This is a genomic window from Cellulophaga sp. RHA19, from assembly GCF_002813425.1.
Classification (GTDB): domain Bacteria; phylum Bacteroidota; class Bacteroidia; order Flavobacteriales; family Flavobacteriaceae; genus Cellulophaga.
The window spans coordinates 2,395,288-2,419,997 of sequence record NZ_PHUL01000001.1; the positions used below are offsets into that span (position 1 = coordinate 2,395,288).

Sequence of the window (24,710 nt, forward strand, 5' to 3'; positions counted from 1 at the left end):
AATTTATGATTTATGCGTTTAATGGTTGTGTTTAAAATTACCTGTTTAGATATAAATATCCAGCTTTAGATTTGTTTAGACCGTTATTATTGTAGTTAATAATGTAGTAATAAACTCCAGCCGGTAGTGTTTCGTTTTTCTTCACAACCACTCTACCATTAGAAATACCTTTAAATACATTAGTACCACGATCGTAAGATTTAGTTTCAAAAACAATAACTCCCCATCTGTTATAGATTTGTACAGTATTGTTCGGAAACTGCTCAATATTAATAATTCTAAAGTAACCATCATCTACACCAGGACCAACAAGGTCGTTGTAGATAGAGATATCACAAGCAGCCCCAGCCGGAGGAGTACCACCGATATTATCACAAGGATCAAGAGGGTCAGTTTCATCATCAACTTCTTTACCATCAAGAATTAAATCCCCATCAGAATCAGGATTAAAAGGATCAGTACCTAAATCTGCTTCTTGAGCATTGGTTAATCCGTCCATATCACAATCAGTATCATCAAGAGGAACTCCGTTAATAGAATCACAATCATCAAGCGGATTGGTATTGTCGGTTACTTCTTGTCCGTCTAAAATGGTATCCCCATCAGTATCAGGGTTATTAGGGTCAGTACCTAAAGTAACTTCATCACCATCTAAAAGTCCGTCATTATCCGAATCAGGATTAAAAGGATCTGTACCAATAGTAGCTTCTTGGGAATTAGTTAAACCATCGTTATCACAATCGCTAGTAGGTAGAGGAGTACCACCAATAGAATCACAATCATCTAAAGGATTTGTACCGTCTGTAACTTCTTGGCCATTTAATATGCCATCACCATCACAATCTACAATTAAGTAGTCTCCAGAAACAGGAATTGTAACACTAGAAACTAAATAATCACAAGGATCATTTTTATCTGTACCATCTAGGTCTTCTTGAGTATCTAATACGCCATCACCATCAGTATCTGCAACTTCTCTAAAGTCAACCTCAATTGTGCTTGTATCATCTTCGTTATCAGTTGCAATTGCACCTGTATCCAGATCATTGTTTACATCATTACCTACGGTATCATCAAAGGCATCATTTAATCCATCACCGTCAGCATCTGCCAAAGGATCTACAAGAGTACCTTGACCAGCTTCCAGCATATCTGAAATACCATCGTTATCAGAATCAGCATCCAAATAATCTGGAGTTAAATCTGTATCTGTATCCTCTGGTCTTAATCCGTTAGGGTAGTTAGTATCTACACCATTTGGACTAAAAGATTCCGCTGGAGCAACATAACCTGTAGTAGGTTGTGCTTCTACGTTATCTGGAATACCATCGTCATCCGCATCGATATCCAAGAAATCTGCATTTCCTGATGTATCTGTGTTCAGTGGCATTGTACCTTCTGAACTATCTGCTTGACCATCATTGTTTGCATCTGCAAAACCAGTATCAACACTATCGATAACGCCATCATTATTCGTATCCAAAGCATCATTACCCGCTTCGTATACATCATATATTCCGTCGTTATCTGCATCAATATCAAAGTGATTTGGAATACCATCACCATCAAAATCGAATGCTGGTTCAGTTGTTCCGTTTACATCGCCAACCAATGGATCGTTAGGATCATCATCGGAATGGTTTGGAACACCATCGTTATCATCATCGGCACTTAGGTCAATTCCGTTAGCCTCATCTAAATCTGAAATACCATCATTGTCATCATCAAGATCTGCTGTATCTGGGATACCATCACCATCAAAATCCAATACCGATCTAAAATCAACTTCTGCCATATCAGCATCATCTTCGTTGTCAGTTGCGATGGCACCCGTATCTAAATCATTGTTTACATCATTACCTACAGTATCATCAAAAGCATCGTTAAATCCATCATTATCGGCATCTGCCAAAGGATCTACAAGAGTACCTTGACCAGCTTCCAGCATATCTGAAATACCATCGTTATCAGAATCAGCATCCAAGTAATCTGGAGTTAAATCTGTATCCGTATCCTCAGGTCTTAATCCGTTAGGGTAATTCGTATCTACACCATTGAAATCAAAAGCATCAGCCGGAGCAACATAACCTGTTGTTGGTTGTGCTTCTACGTTATCTGGAATACCATCGTCATCTGCATCAATATCCAAGAAATCTGAATTTCCTGATGTATCTGTATTCAGTGGCGTTGTACCTTCTGAACTGTCTGCTTGACCATCATTGTTTGCATCTGCAAAACCAGTATCGTTACTATCAATAACTCCGTCATTGTTCGTATCTAAAGCATCATTACCAGCTTCGTATACATCAAAGATTCCGTCATTATCAGCATCAATATCAAAGTGATTTGGAATACCATCACCATCAAAATCGAATGCTGGTTCAACAATACCGTTTACATCACCAACCAATGGATCTGCAGGATCGTCATCTAAATAGTTTACGATACCATCATTATCATCATCTGCACTTGGGTCAACTCCGTTCGACTCATCTAAATCTGAAATACCATCATTGTCATCATCTTGATCAACAATATCCATAATACCATCTTGGTCGCGATCTAATATAGATCTGAAATCAACCTCAGCCGTATCAACATCATCTACATTATCTGTTGCAATTGCACCAGTATCCAAATCATTATTTACATCTGTACCAGGTGTATCATCAAACGCATCGTTTAATCCGTCATTATCAGCATCAGCTAAAGGATCAGTCATAGTTCCTTGCCCAGCTTCAATAATATCTGGCGTACCATCATCGTCAGAATCTGGATCTAAGTAATCAGGAATTAAATCACCATCTGTATCTTCTGGTGTAATTCCACCTGCATATTGGGTATCTAAACCTTCAGCATCAAAAGCATCATCTGGAGCATTATAAGCTGCAGTTGGTTGTGCTTCAACATTATCTGGAATACCATCATCATCCGCATCAATATCCAAGTAGTTTGCACCACCAGTAGTATCTGTATTTAATGGCGCAGTACCTTCTGTAGCATCTGCTTGACCATTGTCATTCGCATCTAAGAATACATCATCAGTACTGTCAATAGCACCATCATTGTTAGTATCTAAAGTACCTGTTCCATTTTCAACTACATCTAGAATACCATCATTATCAGCATCTATATCTAAATGGTTAGGATTTGCATCACCATCAAAATTATCTATTGGTAAAGCGGTACCCGGACCATCTGTAGCCGTTGGAGTTGTATTATCATCTGTATCTGCGATATCTGAAAGTCCATCACCATCTGCATCGGCAATTGGACCTGTACCGATAACACCATCGTTATCTGGATCTGAACCACCAGCTTCCGTTACATCTGGAATACCATCGTTATCTGAATCTAAATCTATTCTATCATCAAATCCGTCACCATCCGTATCAGGATTTTCTAAAGGCGTACCAGGAGTTGTAGCATCTGCAGGGTCTACACTATCTGCCAAACCGTCACGGTCTGTATCTGTAGCGAAAGTATCTATAACACCATCGTTGTCTGCATCTGGACCACCAGCTTCTGTTACATCTGGAATACCATCATTGTCTGAATCTAAATCTATTCTGTCTTCGATACCATCACCATCTGAATCTTCATCTGGTAAAGGAGTCGTTGCAATTTCATCTGCAAGACCATCATTATTAGTGTCCGTCATAGAAGTTGGGTCACCAGGAGTTGGGTAGTCTATATGACCATCACCATCTATATCCGTACCACCAGCTTCTATAGAATCTGGAATACCGTCATTATCTGAATCTAAATCAATACTATCTGGAATACCATCACCATCTGTATCTCCTGTTTCGTCAACATCTAAGATTCCGTCATTATCATCATCAATATCAACAGTATCCATAATACCATCATTATCTGAATCTAATATCGATCTAAAATCAACCTCTACAGTGTCTAAATCATCTACATTATCCGTAGCGATTGCACCTGTATCCAAATCATTGTTTACGTCATATGCAGGAGTAGTATCATCAAAGGCATCGTTTAAGCCATCTCCATCAGCATCCGCTAAAGGATCTATCATTGTACCTTGCCCTGCTTCTTCAACATCACTAACACCATCAGCATCAGAATCTGAATCTAAATAATCAGGAATTAAATCACCATCTGTATCTTCTGGAGTTAACCCAACAGGATAATTGGTATCTAATCCGTTAGCTGCTTCAGCATCTGCAGGGACAATATAACCCGCTGTAGTTTGTGCTTCTACATTATCTGGAATTCCATCATCATCTGCATCTATATCCAAGTAATCTGGACCACCTGTGGTATCTGAGTTAGGAATTGGAAGTGGAGATGCTGCTGTAGCGTCATCCCAACCATCTGTTGTAGCGGTATCATCAAAACCATCTACAACACCATCACCATTAACATCAAGACCACCAGCTTCTGTAGTATCTGTAATACCATCATTATCAGAATCTATATCTAAGTGATTAGGAACACTGTCACCATCAAAATTGTCAATTGGTAAAGGTGTACCTGGACCATCGTCTAGTGTACCTGTTGTATTATCATTTGGATCTACTAAATCTGAAAGTCCGTCTCCATCTATATCTGTAATTGCACCAGTACCTATTCTACCATCGTTATCCGGGTCAGAACCACCAGCTTCAATTACATCTGGAATACCATCATTTTCAGAATCTAAATCTATTCTATCATCCAATCCGTCATTATCCGTATCCGGATTCGGAATTGGTGTACCTGGTGTAGCAGGACCAACTGGATCAACACTATCCGCAAGTCCGTCATTATCTGTATCGGTCATGAACGTATCAATGATACCATCACCGTCTCCATCCACACCACCAGCTTCAGTAGTATCTGTAATTCCGTCGTTATCAGAATCTAAATCCAATCTGTCTAAAATTCCGTCATTATCAGAATCTTCATCTGGTAAAGGAGTCGTATCTACACTATCGGCAACACCATTACCATCAGCATCAACAAAACCATCTACAGCACCATCGCCATCAGCATCTTCGCCACCGGCTTCTAAAGTATCAGTAATACCATCATTATCCGCATCTAAATCTAAGTAATCAGGGTTACCATCACCATCGGTATCAATTGGGTCAATACCATCTGTATCAGCACCAACTGCAGGTATACCTGTTAATGGGGCAATAGCTCCCGGAGCACTAAAGCCAGTTGTAGTTTGTGCTTCGACCGTATCTAAAATACCGTCATTGTCACTATCTAAATCGTAAGCATTAATTAGTCCGTCACCATCAAAATCGCCACTATCATCAGTAGTACCATCTCCATCTGTATCAAAAATATTGGATGTAGAGTTTGTTTGTACACAACCATTCAGTGGTGTACAAGGTGCACTACCTTCTGGACCGTCTGTAGTATCATTATCTACTACATCTGCAAGTCCGTCATTATCTATATCGGTAATATTGTCTAAAACACCGTCACCATTAGCATCATTATTTGCTGCACCAAGTTCTGTAATATCTGTTATACCATCATTATCAGAATCTAAATCTAAGTGGTTAGGTATGCCATCGCCGTCGGTATCAAAATTGATACATACTCCGTTAGCATTTAATCCGCCGCATGTTGGGAAATCTGTATCATAGTAATTTGGAGTACCATCTCCATCTAAATCATCATCTGGATCTGGTAAGCCCATTGTTGCACAATCCCATCCATTAACACCATCAAATGTAGCAGCGCAGAAATCAGGATCTTCATAATCTAAAGTTCCGTCTCCATCTGCATCGCCATTATAGACTTCAATAACATCTGGTATACCATCATTATCATTATCTAGGTTTAATGGAGCACCTGAAGTTACAGGTACTACAATTGTAAAGGCCTCACACTGGCAATTTGTACTAGAAGGTAAAAACTCTACTATAAAATTTGTACCAGAACAAGCTGCACCAGCGGTAGTAAATACAATTTCATCTGTAATTGTAGATAAGTTAGGAATAGCATCAGCTATTGTACCGGTTGAGATAGCAGCACCATCTATATCTCCATTTACATCTGCACAATAAACACTATAAGCATAGCCTGCATCTGCATCTAAAGCACTTGTATTTTCTATATCTATAGATAAATGATACTCATAATTGTTACTAGTATCTACAGTAAAAAAACTATCGTTAGCAGTACCTATTATGGTTGGCTTTTCTAATGGCATAATCTCATAAGAGAAACCAGTTGCTACTTGAAAATCAGGACAAGCATTAGAGGCACACATAATACCATTAACAGTTACGTAATTTACTATTTGTACTTCCTCAGTAGCATCACATATACCTTCGTTTGTAGTTATAAAATCAAAATTAAAATTTATTTTAGATCCTGCAGTAACTCCCGCTGGATAGTTTAATATAAGCTCTTGATGATCTCCTACAGTAGCTATGCTATTAAATGTGGCACCGTCTGCACTAGCAAAAGAAGAAGCTACATATTCTATACCAGATCTTAAGGTTATTTTTCCAAAATCTGCACTACCTGTAGTACCTCCAGAGATGGTAGTTTCTACATTAATATTATCTACAACTCCACAGCCTATTATTGGCGCACCAAAACCAGGAAGATTTATAGTACTAAACGCATTATAAGGAGGTGTAGCACCAAGTGCCTGAATGGAGTTAGAAACTATTCTAGATCCGTTACCAGCAGCAAGGTCACCACATGGCTCTTCTCCGTATACCTTAAATGTAAATTCAGAATTTGATATAAAATTACATTCTAACTGAATTTCAAGGTTAATATGTGCTGTTCTTTCATTAATTGAATTAATAGCAGGATTACCTTTTATACCATTTAGAGCAAGTATATTGGTATGTTCTAATAAATTTACTTTAGCAATACCATTTTTTATAGTAACAGTTACGGGCTGAGTGTCATTTGGGTTAGTTGAACCCTTAGGGTAAGTAACATTTGTACTTACTATAGTGATACCACCGTTTCCGCCAGGGATAGCAAATTCTAATGAAGGAAATATTAAATCTGCTAACTGAGCACTAATAACATCTACTTCTATATTAAAAGGTGTGCATAAATTTTGTGGTGTGTTAGGTTGATTTGTTATTGCTACCTGTACTTGAGATCCTTTAGGTTCTAGGGTTATAGATGTAGAGTTTTGATAACAACTAGCACCTACTGCTTGAAAATCAGAAACATCTACGTTAGTGTCTGGGTAACCAGGATAACCTAAACAATCCCATCCGTGTTCAACTAAAACAGTAAGATCTGTACAGTCTTCAAAATCTCCTTTAAAACGAATAGATTTTGTAGTGTTAGATGCAATTGAACCAGCTTCTATCCAAGTTTTATTTCCGGATTGATGAAATGTTACAGGTGTTTCTGTACCACCTGATACACTAAAAGCACTTTTAATACTTATACCTGCTGGCACAGAAACTTGTAGCCAATTGTAATTTACATCTTGCGGACTTGTATTACTTATATTAACATCAAAATCTACAGTGTAAGCATCTCCATTTACAGTAGGAGAAGGAGATTGTATTAAAAATGTAGGTTGAGTGTATTGAAATCTGTTTGTATTTGTAAAACTTGCAGCTTCTGGAGTAGCATATGCAAAATCATCATAATTAATGGTGTAGTCATAATTAGCAGAAGCGGGTGAATTACAAGTACCCATAAATTCTACATAAAATCTGGGTTGTATTAAAGCACTTTGGTCACGATCTACATAACCTGGACCAGGAGTAATTGTTATTTGTCCGTTACTTTCTGATACAATAAACTGGCCGCCAAGACTTGAGTAAGCACCATTAAATTGAATAGAAGAAACATTACCTGTAAACCTAGCGCCTTCTGGTATATCTACAACGGTAGATTTCCACAATGTCATAGGTCTATATTCATCTCCGTGCATATCACTAGGAGCCATATTATGTTGGTAATACAATACTCCATTAGAAGGGGTACAGCCATTAGTAGACCTTGTTTGGTTACTACCATATATTCTAGGTCTAGAATAGTAAGCTCTATCTCCCCAAGTATCGCAACCAACTTTGTTAGGTTGTGTGTTAGCAGGGTAATCTGTAAAAGCAAAAAACTCTCCTCTTAAGCCACCAAGTTCAAAGTAGTCAATGTCTTTAAAATCTTTACTAAATTCAAAAGTTAATTCTATTTCTACTCTGTCCTTTTCTATAGCGTCACCTTCATAATTGTAAGAACCACTAATTAAACTTTTGTAAGAACTAAGATCAAAAGTTAATCTATGTTCAGTAGTTCCATTTGTAGTTAGTACAGGAGTAACAGTAATAGTTCCAGTTTGAGATGTTGTAGGTGAGTCATTAATTGTAATTTCTCCTTCTATAAAAGAAATAATATCCGGACCACCTGCAGCTAAACTTGCAGTATTGTATGTTAAATCAAAATATAAATTATCTAAAGAAATATTATTGATAGAAGCAGAAGTAGAAATTTTCATTCTGTCTCCAGCAAGATATTTATTAATACCATCTGTATTATCATCTAATACTACTTTGGTATCCATTGATGCGTCTGTCCAACCAGCAGTAATTCTGTTAGCATTAAACCCTTCAATAGCAGGGCCAACGCAGTTTCCTGGACAGTGAGTATAAATATCTACAGTACCACAATGTATATCTTGACTCCAGCAAACACCGCTAGTACCAGTTGCAGTATAATTAGTTTTGTAAGGAATAGATTGTACACCGTTAGGCCCACATGTAAAAGTTAAAGGAAACTCTACCCATTCTTTATATTCAGCTCCACTTATATTTGTAGTACTATATGTAATTTCATTTCCAGACTGCGTAAACTCTGAAGAGGCACCTGGTCTTAAAGACATACCTGCTGGAGCAGTAATAGTAATACTCCAAACAGAGTTAGCGTTATTAGATAACATAGGTTGGCCATTTACTAATGGAGTACCAACACCATTGGCTTGTGTAGACGGAGCTATTCTAATTTCAAAATCTTGATTATTTACAAGATCTGTAGGAGCTTCAACTTCTGTAACGCTTCTATAATCTCTAATAATATTAAAGTAATTTAAATCTATACGCTCTGGTAATCTTTCACCTTTACATTGATCTTTAAAATAAACATCAAAATAAGTATGTTCCCAACCCATGTATTCTAATCTTCCTGTTCCACAATTGTCTTTAGGTGTAATAGCAAAATCAAAAGATATTTCTGTAGAAGCACCTGGAGCTAAATCATCAAAAAAACCATCGTTATCTAAATCTTCCAGCCCAACACCAGGACCATCAGGATCTGAGGTAAAGAAGTTAGGAGGTAAAGAAAGAGTATTACCAGAACCTCGAGAAGAGTAACTGTCACTAGGCCTACTGGTAGGCGAAAAACTTGTTGTTCCTACTTTAAAGTTAGAAACATTTCTGGTATCATGATAATCAAAATCCCATAAAGGATTATTATTTGCAGTAGATATAGGGGTAGAGTTTGCGCCCATTCCTAAGTTAACACCAACGTCTAAAGCCATAGAGCCAGCTGTAAGTTTTGTGTTTTCTAGTTTAACAGTATAGGTTACCGCCTCACAAAAATCTGGTGTTGTGGTTCCTATTTTAGTTAATGTAATATCTGGCACGTTTGCACCAAAATTTAAAGATCCTGTTTGCGGTGCAGCAGCTTGGCAAGTTTCGCCAACATTACATCCCCAGTATGCGTTATGAACAATTGCAGTATCTATACAATCATCTACTCTAAAGGCTTCTTGTAAAACAATTACTTCGCCGTTATCAAAACAATTATCATTATTGCCAACATCTCCAACAAAAGGAGCTATGTTTAAATCTATATTATATGTTAAAATTTGACCAACTTTAGATATAGGAGTTAAAGGCGTGCCTTTGTATGATAATGTATAAATATCATCTACATCTTCACCTAAATCTACATAGTAAGTAAAAGTTTCTGTACAACCATTACCACCTTGTGCTATTGTAATATCTCTGGTATATGATTCTCCTACGTTTGAATTTATAGTTGAAATTGGAGAAATATTTAAGGAAGCAGCTAATAAAGCATATGAAGATATGTTGTTGTCATTATCTGTAGCAGAATTTGCACCTCCAGCATCATTAAAATTTATAGTATGCGCATCCTTAAAAAGTCCACCAGAATTTAAAAGCGTAACAGCATCACAATTTGCACTACGTTTAAATTCAAAGTATACTTCATCACCAACATTCCAGTTAAGATTTGGATTTCCATTTCTGTGTAATGTAAAAACAGGATTATTTGCTGTACCAGCAACACCTATTTCATAAGGATTTACAGTAATGGGAATTCCATTAGAGTCTACCTGAGATGTTATTACAACAGTACCGGTTTCGTACAAGACGCCGTTTGGTAAGTTAAACGTAATACTAAAATTATTACAAGATGCATTTTTACCTTGTACTAGTACACGCTCCAAAGAATTGTTTACGCCACCGCAAGTGGCCAAGTCTTCAGGAGTTAGGGAAACTTTATACCTGTTATCATCTATTTGAGCATTAAGATTTACAGCACTTAATGTTAATAAAATAATGAACAGTAAAAAGTTTTTGAATACTTTTTTCATAAAATAATGATTAGATTTTTTTCCTAAAAAGAAAGGAAATGGTTTAGTGTTTTTGTGATTAACTTATTTTTATAAGCAAAATCACGTGTTATTACTCTTTTTTTTAAAGGTATCTATGAAAAAGTTTATAAATAATAATATGTTGCCGGTTAAGACAAAAGTGTAGGTGAATGGTAGAAAAGTGTATACGAAAGAAAATTAAAAATATACTGTTTATGTTTTTATGAACTTTGTTAAGTGTTGTGTTTACTTAAAAAAATGTAATTTTTGGTTTTTTGTAAACCTGCTTTTTCACTTTTTAACATAAAATTATAAATAGCATATTAGCTATTAGGTATTTTGTTTAATGAAATTGCTCCTTTTAAGTATATTAATCATATTAAAAGGCTCTAAATTGGAGCTATTACAATTGGGTTATTAGTCTTTTTTGCTTATAAGTTTATGCAAAAACTGTATAACTATATGTTATACATGTAGGTGTATGCAACGTTGGGTAATTATTTGTAAATGGTTTAGTGCTATTTTTAATTAGGTTAAACCTAACTCTTTTCCTTTTTGAAGCATAAAATTATAAGCAGCATCATATTCATTAGGAATTGTGCCATCTAAAATAGCTTCTTTTATAGCTTCTTTTAATATACCAATCTCTTTAGAAGGCTTTAGATTAAAGGTTTTCATAATTTCTTCACCACTGACTGGAGGCTGAAAATTACGTATTTGATCTCTTTCTTCTACTTCAACAATTTTTTGTCTTACTAATTTAAAATTGTTACGGTATTTACGTTGCTTTTTAGTGTTTTTTGTAGTGATATCAGCTTCGCATAAAATCATAAGATCTTCTATGTTTTCACCAGCGTCAAAAATTAAACGACGTACAGCAGAGTCTGTAACAAAGTCTTCAGAAAGTACAATAGGTCTAGAACTCATTAAAACCATTTTTTGTACGTACTTCATTTTGTCATTTAAAGGCATACGTAAACGCTTAAATAACTTGTAAACCATTTTAGAGCCAATAAACTCATGTCCTCTAAACGTCCATCCCTTTTTTTTATGAAACTTTTTTGTTGGCGCTTTACCAATATCATGTAGTAATGCTGCCCAACGTAGCCATAAATTATTTGTATTTTCAGATATATTATCTACAACTTCTAAAGTATGCCAAAAGTTATCTTTGTGTTTGTGCCCTTCAATTTCTTCTATACCTTGCAAGGCACTTAACTCTGGTAAAATATAAGATAATAATTGTGATTTATGAAGCAGAGCAAACCCTATAGACGGTTTTGGGCTATTCATAATTTTATTTAACTCGTCAACAATACGTTCTTTAGATATAATTTTGATTCTATCTTTATTTTCTAATATTGATGCAAAAGAGTTATCTTCAATATTAAATTGAAGTTGAGTAGCAAAACGTATAGCTCTCATCATTCTTAACGGATCATCAGAATATGTAATACCAGGTTCTAAAGGTGTTTTTATGACTTTGCTTTGCAAATCATTAACTCCATTAAATGGATCTAGTAACTTGCCATATGAGCCTTTATTTAAAGAAATAGCCATTGCATTAATGGTAAAATCTCTTCTATTTTGATCATCTTCTAGCGTACCATCTTCTACAATAGGATTTCTGCTATCTGTATGGTAACTTTCTTTACGCGCACCAACAAACTCAAGTTCTAAGTCGTTATGCTTTAGCATAGCAGTACCAAAGTTTTTAAAAACAGAAACCTTTGGGGTTGTAGGTAGTTTAGAGGCTACTTTTTGAGCTAACTCTATACCGCTACCAACAGCAACAACATCTATATCTTTTGGAGTTCCTCTTTTTAATAAAAAATCTCGTACAAAGCCACCAATAACATAGCTATCTACATTAAGTTCTGCAGCAGCTTCTGCTATTACTAAAAAAATTGGGTCTTTAATTGCGTCTTTGTAGTTGTCTTGCGTCATTCCTATTTCCGAATCACCTTTACTTTACCATCATTACTTAATTTAATAATTGATGAAGGGGTGACTTTTTGTATGTTTCGCTGCAAATTTACGGCATAGTCTACACCTTTTAAAATATCAGAACTTATTTCTTTAAAACTTTTAGCTGTTGGTTCTCCAGAAAGGTTAGCAGAAGTAGAAACAATAGGTTTTTTAAACTTACTTATTAAGTATTGACAAAATTTATCTGTTGCAACTCTAATTGCTAAGCTATTGTCCTTAGCGATAAGATTTTGAGCTACATTTTTTGGATTATCATATACAATTGTTGTTGGTTTGTCTGCAATATCTATAATGTCAAAGGCTACTTCAGGTACTTTTTCTACGTGCTTTTCTAACATAAAGTCATTTGCAACCAAGCAAATCATTGTTTTAGTATTTACTCTTTTTTTAAGCTGATATATTTTTTTTACGGCATCTTCATTAGTTGCATCACAACCAATGCCCCAAACAGTATCTGTAGGATATAAAATAACACCACCATTTTGTAAAACAGTAATACATGTATTTATTTCATCAATAAAGTTCTGATCTGGTTTATTTTTGTGTGCCATTATATAATTTTTTTAGAAATTTATATCTATTTTTTGTAGAGATGGCATATAAATAACTAATAGTTATACCTTTAATACCATCTAAAATACCAAATTTTACTATGTAGTGTTCTACAAATTTTCCTATTGGTTTTATATAAAGATGAAAAGGAGTAGCTTTTTTGTTTTTAACAAAATCTTCTTGAGCTTTCATTTCTCCATAGCGAAGCATTTTAATTTTAAAAGCTTTGTAACTATTAAAAGAATAATGTAATAATTTATTTTTTAAAATACTTACAATACCATTTACAATAAGAGTTTCATGAACAATTAAACTAGGGTCAAATTTTACCTTGTTTTTTTGAAATAGCCTGTAATTTTTATCTCTTTGGGTACCACTAAAATTAATTTTTTTTCCTTTGTACATAAAAATGCGATACATAAAATATGCAGCAGCAGGATTGGAGCTATTTACTGTTGAAATAATTTCATTTTTTAATGATAAAGATATTCTTTCATCAGCATCAACAAATAAAATCCAATTGTTTTTAGCTAAAGATAAAGCATAGGACTTTTGATCTGTATAGTTTTTAAATTCTCTTTTTATAAAAGTTATGTTGTTATATTTTTTTGCAAGTTCTTCAGTTTTATCAGTACTAAAAGAATCTATAACTATAATCTCATCAGCGAAACTTATATTTTCTATAACTTCACATATATTATTTTCTTCATTATAAGTTATTAGTAATGCTGAGATTTTATTTTTTTTATTTTTTGGAGCTAAATACTCTTCCATTTGCTTGTAAATAAAAGAGTTGTTAAAGGTTGAGTTAATATAATTAAACCCATAAGTTCCTAATTCATCTCTTAATTTACTATTAGATGCAAGAAGTTCTACTTTGTTAGCAACTTTATTTACATTATTTAGTTCTACTATGTAACCACTTTTATTATTTATTACTATTTCTGGTATACTTGTAGTATTAAAAGCAATAACAGGTTTATGGCAGAGAGAAGCTTCAGCAAGTACATACCCAAAACCTTCCCATAGTGAAGGGTGTATAAATATATGGCTAGATTTTATAAACTTTTTTATATCATCTATAAAGCCTAAAAAAATAACTTCGTTATGCACATTAAGTTCTTTAGATAATTTCACTAATTTTTCTTTTAGAGACCCATCACCTCCTATATAAATTTTATGTTTAATGTTTCTGTCTTTTAATTCTTTAGATAAATGAATTAAAAACTGATGATTTTTTTCATACTCTAACCTTCCCAAACTTGTTATTATAAGTTCATCGTTAGAATTATTATTATGTAGAATTTCTTTAGAATTATTAGAACAATCAATGGCGTTGTAAATAATCTTAATTTTCTCTTCAGGAAATAATTTTTTGTTATTTGCTAACACAGATAGTTTTGTAGCATTAGAGTTGGTAAGTACATCCGTAATTACATTTTTAAAATAATATCGATTTAAAAAACTATTTTTTATTGGAGTTGCGCTTCCTCTTCTATAAACAATTCTTTTAACACCAGCTTTTTTTGCTGCCAAGCCACCTATTTTTAAATCTTCTGAAATATTGATAACAATACAGTCTATGTTATTTTCTTTAAGAACCTTATTTAATTTCCTTATTTTAAAAGGGTTTAAAAAGCTAAGATTATTTATGTCAAGATTTACATATTGAATATCTGTTTTTTTTATTTTTTTATATAGTTCTGATTGATTATTAGTAACTAGTATAACATTATGACCTTTGCTGTGCATATGTAAACAGGCTTCATAATGCCATTTTTCTCCACCACCCCAAGTCTTTGTACTGTTTAAAAAACAAATATTTGCCATTATAATATAGATTTATAAACACTATACATATTGCTAGCCGTGACATCATCATTAAAATTTTGGGCATAGTCTAACCCTTTTTTAGCTATATTTTGTCTTATTTCTGGATTAGAGAATAGGGTATTTATTTTTAATTTCAAATCTTTATCATCATTAGGCTTAATATAAAAAGAATTAGGTCCGCCAGCTTCAGGAAAGCAGTTGCCCATTGTAGTTATAACAGGTGTTTTGCTATATAAAGCTTCAATAATAGGTATTCCAAAACCTTCACATAATGATGGGTAGCAAAATACTGTTGCCAATTGGTATATAATAGCTAATTCTTTTAACTCTACATTTTTTAAAAAATAAACTTGATCTTCAAGATTATGTTCTGTGATAAACTCTCTTATTTTTTTTGCGTGTGCTTCTTCGTTTCCTATTAATACTAATTTGTTTTTAGTACCATTTATAGCTTTAACTATTAATAACGCATTTTTTCTTTCTTGTATAGTACCTACGTTTAATATAAACTGGTTAGGTAAATTATATTTTACTTTAACCTTTTCTTTTTCACTAGTGCTATATTCTTTTTTAAAAACAGAATTACAACCTTGATAAACAACAGTTATTTTGTCAGAACTTACATTTGAGTACTTTATAATATCTTTTTTAGTTTGTTCACTTATTGCAACAATCTTAGTAGAATTTTTTACAGCATATTTAAATTTAAGTGTATAAATAAATTTATTTATGGTAGAGTAGTATTGCGGATGTGTGATAAAAATTAAATCATGAATGGTTACAATACTTTTAACACCTGTTTTATTTAATCCTAAAGGAATTTCTCCTGTTATTCCGTGGTAAATATTTGGGTTATCATTAATAATACTATTTTTAAGAGCAAAAACCCTCCATATTGATGAAAATTTTTTCCAAAGCCAAGAATTAGGATAAACAACAGATATGATAGGAGATTTAAAAACTCTATCTTTATTAGAGGGTTTAGTATTGTATAATATTAATTTATTAATATTAGTGTGTTGACAAATAATTCTTACTAAATCCCTTCCATAATTCCCTAAACCAGTATTGTTGTGAAAAATTCTTTTTGCGTCAAAACCTACAATCATTATAAATGTTAATTTAGCTTTCAAAGATAAATTAAAAAAAAGGATTAAATATTAATTAGGCTTAGGTATTGTTCTTTTTGAGTTTTATAATTCCATTTCACATCTTTATATGTATGATCTTTTTTTACTAATATACCATCATTGATATTTGATATAGTTTCTTTAAAATTTGTCTTTGTGTAAAAAATAGAATTTTCCATTAAATCCGGAATTTTGGTGTAAAAATCATCACTTATAATTGTTTTTTTATATGAAAAAGCAAGATTAAAAGTTCCTGTTATTTTGTATTTTAAATAATCATCACTTTCTTTTAATAAAGGCAGAATATAGTCTGACTTTTTTAAATAATTATGAAAAGTATTATTGTCAATAAAATTAGAAAATAAAATAAAGTTATTTTCAATATTAAAATCTTTAAGCTTTTTTAAGATTTTTAGTCCATTACTGGTATTAATTTTGCCAAGCAGTATAATTTTGATATTATCAGTGTTTTTAAGATCTCTTATTGTTTCAAATAAAAAATCATAATCTCTTCTATTATAATCCAATCTACCTGGAACTGTAATCCATATTTTATTTTTTTTATCTAGAGTAATATCTTTTTTAATGTTAGGAAAAAAAATAGGGTAAAAACTTACTATTTTTATTTTTTTTATATCTCTAGACGGTATAATAAAGTCGTTAAGGACAAAGTATTTTTTTATTTTCAGAGTAATAAGACTTTGAGTAAAACTTTTTTCAATTTTTTTTACATTATGTAATATGCCAATACACTCAACTTTTGAAAATTTTAATAATAAACATAAGTTTCTAACTATTTTAGAAGAGCTAGCAGTATTAAAAATTATTTTGTCATAATTATTTAATTTTTTTAGTAGTTTTTTTTGCTGGTAAATTCTCTTTAAAAATGAAGTGTTTTCAAAATCTATAATGACTATATCATTAAATAAATGTCTGTAATTTTCAATTTGAGAATTTATTTTAGGGTGAATATATAAATCAACATTATAGCCGGTACTTGTTAAAAAGGATACTTGGCTATATATACACTCTTCATGAGATTCTGATACTTCAACTATTGCAATGAGCATAAATAATATTTTTATCAAAAATAAACAATAGTACTATTGTTTGTAGTAAAGTTAATACATTTGTTTTTTAATCATAATATATGAAGCCTCTTAAATACTACTTTTACACTTTGTTTAAAAGTAAAGACGATAGTAATTTAATACGCACAAAAAGTATTACAGATTCTTTTAATTATTTAACATCAATGCTAAAAAATAATAGAAAGTTATTTTTTGTTAGATTTGGTGATGGTGAGTTTTTAACGCTTATGAAACTGAATCATAGAAATTATAATTATAATGAAGGGCTTGAGTATGAGTTGCAAAAATCTTTTAAAATAAAGGATGAAAAGTACTTAATAGCCTGTCCTATAAATTATCCTTATGATGAGTTTCATGCGAGTGGAATTTATAAAAATTTTTCATGGCAAGAAAAAATGATATCAGTAATGAACGATAATAATTTGACCAGAGATGTTGTTTTTGAAAATCCATGTATTTTTCAGTGTATGGCAGTTTTTAAACCCAAAAAGCTTAAGTTTTTTTTAGATGAAGAAATAAGACCTTTAAAAAAAATGTTTATTGGGTCTACTAGTAAAGAAATTGCAGAGAAATTATATGGTAAAATAGATTTTTATGTTAAAATCCCAGTAAAACACGCGTATGAGACAATAGACTTATGGTGGCCTAATATTGAGGAAAATGCAAAAAAAGTAGATTTGATAATTCCATCTGCGGGTAGTTCATCAAATGCTATAGCCTTGCGTCTTTGGAATAACGGAATAGATTGTAAGGTAATAGATTTTGGTTCTATTATCGATGCTGTAGATAATAGAGTATCTAGAACATGGATAAGATTACAAGGTCATAAAGTTCAAAAAGTATTAAATATTAATCATCGTGATAAACTATCATTTAAAAAAAAGTTTTTATTTTTTAGAAAAGATATTAAGTTCTATTTTAGAAATCAGATAATGTAAATATTTAAAAAAAGTAAACACAAAAGGAAGCCCACAATTGTAATTGTGGGCTTTTTGTTTCTCTAACAGACATATACTATACAGCAACATCATACTCTCTTAAAGCATCATTTAAAGATGTTTTTTTGTTGGTACTTTCTTTACGTTTACCAATAATTAAAGCACAAGGTACGTTGTATTCACCAGCAGCAAACTTTTTAGTATAGCTACCAGGTATAACTACAGAACGTGCAGGTACTCTACCTTTCATTTCTACTGGAGTATCACCAGTAACATCTATAATTTTAGTACTCATTGTTAAAACAACATTAGCACCTAAAACAGCTTCTTTTTCTACTCTAACACCTTCTACAACTATACATCTAGACCCAATAAAAGCACCATCTTCTATAATTACAGGAGATGCTTGTAAAGGCTCTAAAACACCACCAATACCAACACCACCACTAAGGTGTACGTTTTTACCAATTTGAGCACAACTACCAACTGTAGCCCAAGTATCTACCATTGTACCTTCATCTACATAAGCGCCAATGTTTACATAACTAGGCATTAAAATAGTGCCAGGAGATATGTAAGCTCCGTGCCTTGCAACTGCATTAGGTACAACACGAATTCCTTTTTCTTTATAACCTCTTTTTAAAGGCATTTTATCATGGTATTCAAAAATACCAGCTTCTAATGTTTCCATTTTCTGAATAGGAAAATAAAGAACAACAGCTTTTTTTACCCACTCATTAATTTGCCAATCGCCTTCAACAGGCTCTGCACATCTAAGTTTTCCATTATCTATTAGGTCTATAACTTCTCTAATAGCATCTTGTGTAGCTGTTTCTTTTAGTAATTCTCGGTTATCCCAAGCAGCTTCTATAGTTTTCTGTAATTCTGTCATTTTTGTAAAAATCAATTTTAGCAAAGATAATAGGTGAGGCTTAATAATTTAATCAAATGTAAACATATAACAATTTATATATTATTTTTGCCAAAAAAAACAGTTTGGGTAGATTACTAGCTTTAGATTTTGGAAAAGTACGTACAGGTATAGCTGTAACAGATGAAATGCAAATAATAGCATCTGGGCTAACAACAGTTGAAACCAAAGATCTTTTAACATTTTTAAAGGATTATATTGCTAAAGAAAAGGTAGACAAAATTATAGTAGGAGAACCTAAACAGATGAATAATACCGCTTCTGAGTCCGAAGTGTTAATTGTACCTTTTTTAGTAAAACTTAAAACTATTTTTCCTAATATGCCAGTAGAAAGAGAAGATGAACGTTTTACATCTAAATTGGCATTTAAGACAATGATAGATAGTGGGTTAAATAAAAAACAGCGTAAAAATAAGGCACTGGTAGATGAAATTAGTGCTACAATTATTTTACAGTCTTATTTAAATAGAAATTAAAATTTTAATTGTTTTATTAAAACAATGTATAAAAATTAAGTAGTAATATGATTTTACCAATAACAGCATATGGCGACCCTGTGCTAAGAAAAAAAGCAAAAGATATAAACCAAGATCATCCTAAGTTAAAGGAGCTTTTAGAAAATATGTGGGAGACTATGTATAACGCTAGTGGCGTAGGTTTGGCTGCACCACAAATTGGTTTGCCGGTACGTATCTTTTTGGTTGACACAACTCCTTTTTCAGACGATGAAGATTTGTCTAAAGAAGAACAAAAAGCTTTAAGTGGCTTTAAAAAAGTATTTATTAATGCAAAAATTACTGAAGAAACAGGGGATGAGTGGTCTTTTAATGAAGGTTGCTTAAGTATACCAGATATTAGAGAAGATGTATCTAGAAAAGAAAATATTAAAATTACTTATTTAGATGAAAATTTCAAGGAGCACACAGAAGAGTATAACGGTTTATTAGCAAGGGTTATACAACACGAGTATGACCATATAGAAGGTATATTGTTTACAGACAAACTATCATCATTAAAGAAAAGGTTGTTAAAGAGTAAGTTAAGTAACATTTCTAAAGGAAAAATTAGAGTAGAATACAGAATGCGTTTTCCTGAAATGAAAAAAGGAAGATAGATTCCTTTTTTATCGATATAAAAAATATAATATTTGTAGAAGATTTATAAAGTAAAATATGAGTTTAGATAAAATTTTATCCATTTCTGGAAAACCAGGATTACACAAGTTGGTAACACAAACACGTACGGGTTTTATAGCAGAGTCTTTAATGGACGGAAAAAGAAGTACTGTTAATATGCGTACAAATGTTAGTGTTTTATCAGAAATTGCTATTTATACGTTAGAGGAAGAAGTTCCTTTAAGAGAGGTATTTAATAAAATACAAACAAAAGAAAACGGAGAAAAAACATCTGTTAAGCATAAAGATGACAAGTTAAAATTAGAAGAATATTTCTTTGAAGTTTTACCTAATTATGATGAAGATCGTGTGTATGCTAGTGACATTAAAAAAGTAATACAATGGTATAACTTATTACATGAACATGGTATTACAGATTTTTCTGAACCAGAGGAAAATAAAGAAACAGAAGAGTCTGCTGCAGAATAACAACAGAAACTTAAGTAAAAGAAAAAGGCAACATATAATTTATATGTTGCCTTTTTTTATTTAACTAAACTATTTTACCATTGGTCTACACTTTATAGCTTTCTATAGCAACCAAACTATTATTACGTTTAATTAACCTCAAATTTGCTACAGATTACAGTTTTAACCCCAAATAAAAAACAAGTAGTATGAGTGTAGAAGTTATTAATGTAGACAGTGAGATTAAAGGAGCTTTTTTTGATATGGCGCATACGCCAAGTGTAATATTTGATAAAAATATGGTATTCTTAGATATGAATGAAGCTGCCATATCTACTCTAAATATAAAAAAGGATGATTTTATTGGTAAATCTATTTTAGAAGCTTTTCCTTATTTAGAAGGTACAGAAAGATTAGAGTCATATAAAAAAGTAATAGAGACAGGAGTACCTATTAGCTTAGACGAAATATCTTTTTACACAGATGATAAAACTTTTGTTTTTATAGTTAGAGCCTTTAAAGTAGGTGAAGGTTTAGGGGTTACTACTTTAGATGTTACAAATTTAATAGCTACAATTGATAAATTAAAAGCTACACAAAATAATTTAGAAAAAGTAAATAAAAATCTTAAACAAAAAAACAAAGAATTAGAAGAGTTCTCTTATGTTGCAGCGCATGACCTTAGAGCTCCTCTAACCAATATGCAGAGCCTTTTTGGTATGTTAGAGTCTAGTAATGTAATTACTGATGAAGTAAAACCCATATTTGATAAGCTAAAATATGTTGGTAAACTTATGTGCGATAAGTTAAAAGCATTAAACAATGTAATAGCTTTAAAGTCTAGTTTAGAAGATAAAAAGGAGGTTGTAAATTTTAAAGAAGTAGTTGCAAAGATTAAAGCAATACATTCTGAAAAAATTATAAATACTAGAGCTATAATAAAGGAAGATTTTGCGGCTTACCCTAAAATTAATTACAATGCTGTACAATTTGAGAGCATTTTACATAATTTAATTTCTAACGCAATTAAGTATAAACATCCGCGTAGAAAACCAATAATTTCGGTTACAACACAATTAGAAGATAATAAACCAGTTTTAATAGTAAAGGATAATGGTTTAGGTTTTGATACCAGTAATGACTCAACTAAAGTTTTTGGGTTATTCAAAAGAATGCATACTCACGTAGAAGGTTTAGGAGTAGGCCTATACATACTACATTCCATAGTTGTAAATAATGGAGGTAAAGTGCTAGTAGAGAGTGAGGAAAACAAAGGAACTCAATTTAAAATATATTTTTAATGGAAGAAAAATTAACCAACTTATGTAAAATTCTACTAATTGAAGATGATGTAGTAACTAACTTTATAACAACTAGTAAGTTAAATAATTTAGGATATACAAATATAACAGCTGTAGAAAACGGTAAGGAAGCTATTGATTATTTAAAAGATAATAAGCCAGACTTAATTGTTTTAGATATTAATATGCCTATTATGGATGGTTTTGAGTTTATGGAGGTTAAAGAGCAAAGTTGTATTTGTATGGGAGTTCCCATTGTTATAGTAACTTCTTCTGGGAGACCATCAGATAAAGAAAAAGCAGAAACATTTTTAGATGTAATAAGCTATTTAGAAAAACCATTAAATTATGATAAATTACAAAAAATATTAAAGTCTTTAAGAGAGAGTTTAAAATAAAAAATGCCTTGTATTACACAAGGCATTTTAAATATTATAGATTATCCTCTTCTGCGTTCTAGTAAAATCATCATCATTAATCCTAGCATTATACGGTCGTCATCATCATTATCCATTTCTCCTTGCTTACTTAGCTCAAAGTTTCTACCAAAAAAAGAAGGCTTCTTTTTTAATTTTATAATAGATTTTCCTTGGTTGTCTTTAACCATATAAGACGGATTAAATAAATAACCTGTAAAGAAATTTAAGACAGGAATTTCGCCTAGCATAGAGTCAAATACCTTAACCCAAGGGTTTTCTTCGCTTATGTTATATTGTTGTTTTTGGTTTTCATCAATAATATTGTAATGTGCTTTCCAAATAGATCTCCACCCTTTACGAGCTACTTTACCAAATTCTTTTCCGTTTTCATCTTTAAAGGCATATGCTGCAGAAAAATCTAACCATTTATCTGCTTTTATGCTATAATTTACTTTTGTTTTAGATTCGTCATTGTAAATTTTAATCTCTTCTTTAAATTTAAACATCTTTTGTTTTACATAGGCAATAGTTTTACCAGTAGCATCTGTTGCTGTAAAATCATTAGAAAAAGTAGATATTTTAAACTGAAAAGTAACAGGAAATTGAATGTTTTGCATAAATTAAATATTCTAGGTTTATGATGTTGTAATGTATGTAATATAACTCTTACCTGTATTTCTTATTGCATAAAAAAACTAGACTTATTGTTTTGGTAACAAACTAAATCTAGTTTTTATAATAAATTTTATTTTTTTAATCTTTATCTATCTCTTTAAAAGTATGTTTGCTTTTTTTCCAATCTATTAATTTTGTTGGATAATATTTTACGTTCATCCTCTCTAAATAAGGGGCTTGGTTGGCTAATCTTATTTTATAGTCTTTCCAATTTCTATTTTCTTTTATGGTCCAGTTAAGCTCAGAGTAACCAATAATTCTAGGAAAAGCTAAATATTCTAACTCTTCAATATTGCTAATAGTCTCAGACCATAAAGGGGCTTCAATACCTAAAACCTGTTCTTTAGGTAATTCTTTTACAAATGTTTCTGGTGTCCATATATAAGCAGAATCTACAGGAATATATGTTGCCCAGTGCAAGCCGTGTTTAGATAACGTATCATACTGCATATCTAAATAAGCTTTTTTAGCTGGTGATAATATAATTTTCATCCCTTTTCCTAATGCCAATTTTGCATTTTTTTCGCTTCTCCAGAATTGAGCAACAGAATTACTACTAATATCTGTTGTAGCAATTTCATCCCATCCTATTGGTGTTTTTCCGTGACTTTCTACAATTTTAGAAACTTTTAAAATAAACTTTTTAAAATCTTTTTTCTTTGTAACGTGACTCTCATCTCCTCCTAAATGAAAATAAGGAGCAGGGGAAATAGCAGAAATTTCTCTTACAACATCATCTACAAAGGCATAAACAAGATCTTTATCTGTATCAAGAGTACTAAAGCCAACACGCATACCTGTATAAATTTTAGGCGTTTTTCCGTTGCCATTTAATTGCGGGTAAGCAACTGTAGCAGCGTTTGTGTGTCCTGGCATATCTACTTCTGGTACAATAATAATATGTCTTTCTTGAGCATAACGCACTAATTCTTTAAAATCTTCTTGGGTATAAAAACCTCCAGGACCACCGCCAACTTCTGTGCTAGCCCCAATTTCTGTTAATTTTGGCCAAGATTTAATTTCTATACGCCAGCCTTGGTCATCTGTTAAATGTAAGTGTAGAGCATTAAACTTATAGTAAGCTAAAATATCTATGTATTTTTTTACATCATCAACACTAAAAAAATGCCTAGCAACATCTAACATAGCACCTCTGTACTCGTAATTTGGTTGGTCAAGTATTTTTCCGCTAGGTATTAACCACATTTTGTGTGCTGTAAGGGTGTCATTACTTTCTTCTGGTATAATTTGCCTTAGAGTTTGTATACCTCTAAAAGCACCAGCAGCTGTTTTTGCATTAATAATTATAGAGTCTTGTGTAATATACATTTGGTAAGCCTCTTTATTATCTAACTCTAAGCTATCTGTTTTATTTATGTATATAATTTTAGATGTTTCAGGGTTTGTACTATTTACAGGAACCTCTAAGTTAATTTTTGAGCTAATTTTATTAGATAAAAAAGAACCCACTTGTTCAAAACCAGAATTTTTAGAGGTATAAATAGCCGTATTTTTATCTAATCCAAATGCACTATTAGTAGGTGTAACTTTTAGCGGTAAGGGAACCATACTTTCTGCAGATAAATCTGTAGTTGGGTAGTTAATAATTACTCTTTTTTCTTGGCAAGCAATTATCGTAAAAATGCCAATAAGGGTTAATAAGGTTCTAAATAAAATAGAATTTTTCATTTAAAT

The 24,710-nt window shown here is 32.0% G+C and carries 15 protein-coding genes; 6 read left to right on the forward strand and 9 right to left on the reverse strand.

Annotated elements, in window-relative coordinates:
• Nucleotides 1–37: 37 nt before the first annotated feature.
• The 6 genes from AX016_RS10485 to AX016_RS10510 all read right to left on the reverse strand — a co-directional run bounded on the left by AX016_RS10485 (nt 38) and on the right by AX016_RS10510 (nt 17,147).
• Nucleotides 38–10,573, reverse strand: coding sequence for a gliding motility-associated C-terminal domain-containing protein (locus tag AX016_RS10485; RefSeq protein WP_100895560.1), 10,536 nt, complete (start codon nt 10,571–10,573; stop codon nt 38–40).
• Between the two features lie 528 nt (nt 10,574–11,101).
• Nucleotides 11,102–12,520 carry a CCA tRNA nucleotidyltransferase gene (locus AX016_RS10490; RefSeq protein ID WP_100895561.1) on the reverse strand — a complete coding sequence of 473 codons (1,419 nt, stop codon included), beginning with the start codon at nt 12,518–12,520 and terminating at the stop codon, nt 11,102–11,104.
• A gap of 2 nt (nt 12,521–12,522) precedes the next feature.
• Nucleotides 12,523–13,113 carry an L-threonylcarbamoyladenylate synthase gene (locus AX016_RS10495; RefSeq protein ID WP_100895562.1) on the reverse strand — a complete coding sequence of 197 codons (591 nt, stop codon included), beginning with the start codon at nt 13,111–13,113 and terminating at the stop codon, nt 12,523–12,525.
• On the reverse strand, nt 13,097–14,944 hold the full coding sequence (locus AX016_RS17435; RefSeq protein WP_100895563.1) for a glycosyltransferase: 1,848 nt from the start codon (nt 14,942–14,944) through the stop codon (nt 13,097–13,099). Before AX016_RS17435 ends, AX016_RS10495 begins: the two co-directional genes overlap by 17 nt.
• Nucleotides 14,944–16,056, reverse strand: coding sequence for a glycosyltransferase family 4 protein (locus AX016_RS10505; RefSeq protein WP_100895564.1), 1,113 nt, complete (start codon nt 16,054–16,056; stop codon nt 14,944–14,946). Before AX016_RS10505 ends, AX016_RS17435 begins: the two co-directional genes overlap by 1 nt.
• Nucleotides 16,057–16,100: 44 nt before the next feature.
• Complete coding sequence (locus AX016_RS10510) at nt 16,101–17,147, reverse strand: glycosyltransferase (protein WP_100895565.1); 1,047 nt, start codon at nt 17,145–17,147, stop codon at nt 16,101–16,103.
• Between the two features lie 80 nt (nt 17,148–17,227).
• On the opposite strand from AX016_RS10510, the gene AX016_RS10515 reads away from it, so the two are divergent.
• Nucleotides 17,228–18,106 (forward strand): GT-D fold domain-containing glycosyltransferase, encoded by an 879-nt coding sequence (locus AX016_RS10515; RefSeq protein ID WP_100895566.1) that lies wholly within the window; start codon nt 17,228–17,230, stop codon nt 18,104–18,106.
• 76 nt (nt 18,107–18,182) lie between these two features.
• On the opposite strand, the gene AX016_RS10520 is transcribed toward AX016_RS10515, so the two are convergent.
• Nucleotides 18,183–18,998 carry a 2,3,4,5-tetrahydropyridine-2,6-dicarboxylate N-succinyltransferase gene (locus tag AX016_RS10520; protein WP_100895567.1) on the reverse strand — a complete coding sequence of 272 codons (816 nt, stop codon included), beginning with the start codon at nt 18,996–18,998 and terminating at the stop codon, nt 18,183–18,185.
• A 104-nt stretch (nt 18,999–19,102) separates the two neighbouring features.
• On the opposite strand from AX016_RS10520, the gene ruvX reads away from it, so the two are divergent.
• From ruvX to AX016_RS10545, 5 genes are all read left to right on the forward strand, one after another.
• Nucleotides 19,103–19,513 carry a Holliday junction resolvase RuvX gene (gene ruvX, locus AX016_RS10525; protein ID WP_100895568.1) on the forward strand — a complete coding sequence of 137 codons (411 nt, stop codon included), beginning with the start codon at nt 19,103–19,105 and terminating at the stop codon, nt 19,511–19,513.
• Nucleotides 19,514–19,560: 47 nt separating this feature from the next.
• A complete protein-coding gene (gene def, locus AX016_RS10530; RefSeq protein ID WP_100895569.1) occupies nt 19,561–20,151 on the forward strand; it encodes a peptide deformylase in 591 nt (196 codons plus the stop codon).
• Nucleotides 20,152–20,209: 58 nt separating this feature from the next.
• Entirely contained in the window at nt 20,210–20,641 is a 432-nt protein-coding gene (locus AX016_RS10535) for a DUF5606 family protein (protein ID WP_100895570.1), read from the forward strand.
• Between the two features lie 188 nt (nt 20,642–20,829).
• The gene (locus tag AX016_RS10540) at nt 20,830–21,921 is read left to right on the forward strand and encodes a PAS domain-containing sensor histidine kinase (protein WP_100895571.1); all 1,092 of its coding nucleotides are present in this window, start codon (nt 20,830–20,832) and stop codon (nt 21,919–21,921) included.
• Entirely contained in the window at nt 21,921–22,319 is a 399-nt protein-coding gene (locus AX016_RS10545) for a response regulator (protein ID WP_100895572.1), read from the forward strand. Before AX016_RS10540 ends, AX016_RS10545 begins: the two co-directional genes overlap by 1 nt.
• A 41-nt stretch (nt 22,320–22,360) precedes the next feature.
• Here AX016_RS10545 and AX016_RS10550 read toward each other — a convergent pair whose 3' ends face one another.
• Nucleotides 22,361–22,957: a hypothetical protein gene (locus AX016_RS10550; RefSeq protein ID WP_100895573.1), complete on the reverse strand. Its 597-nt coding sequence runs from the start codon at nt 22,955–22,957 to the stop codon at nt 22,361–22,363.
• A gap of 136 nt (nt 22,958–23,093) precedes the next feature.
• Complete coding sequence (locus AX016_RS10555) at nt 23,094–24,704, reverse strand: family 20 glycosylhydrolase (protein WP_100895574.1); 1,611 nt, start codon at nt 24,702–24,704, stop codon at nt 23,094–23,096.
• Between the last annotated feature and the right edge of the window lie 6 nt (nt 24,705–24,710).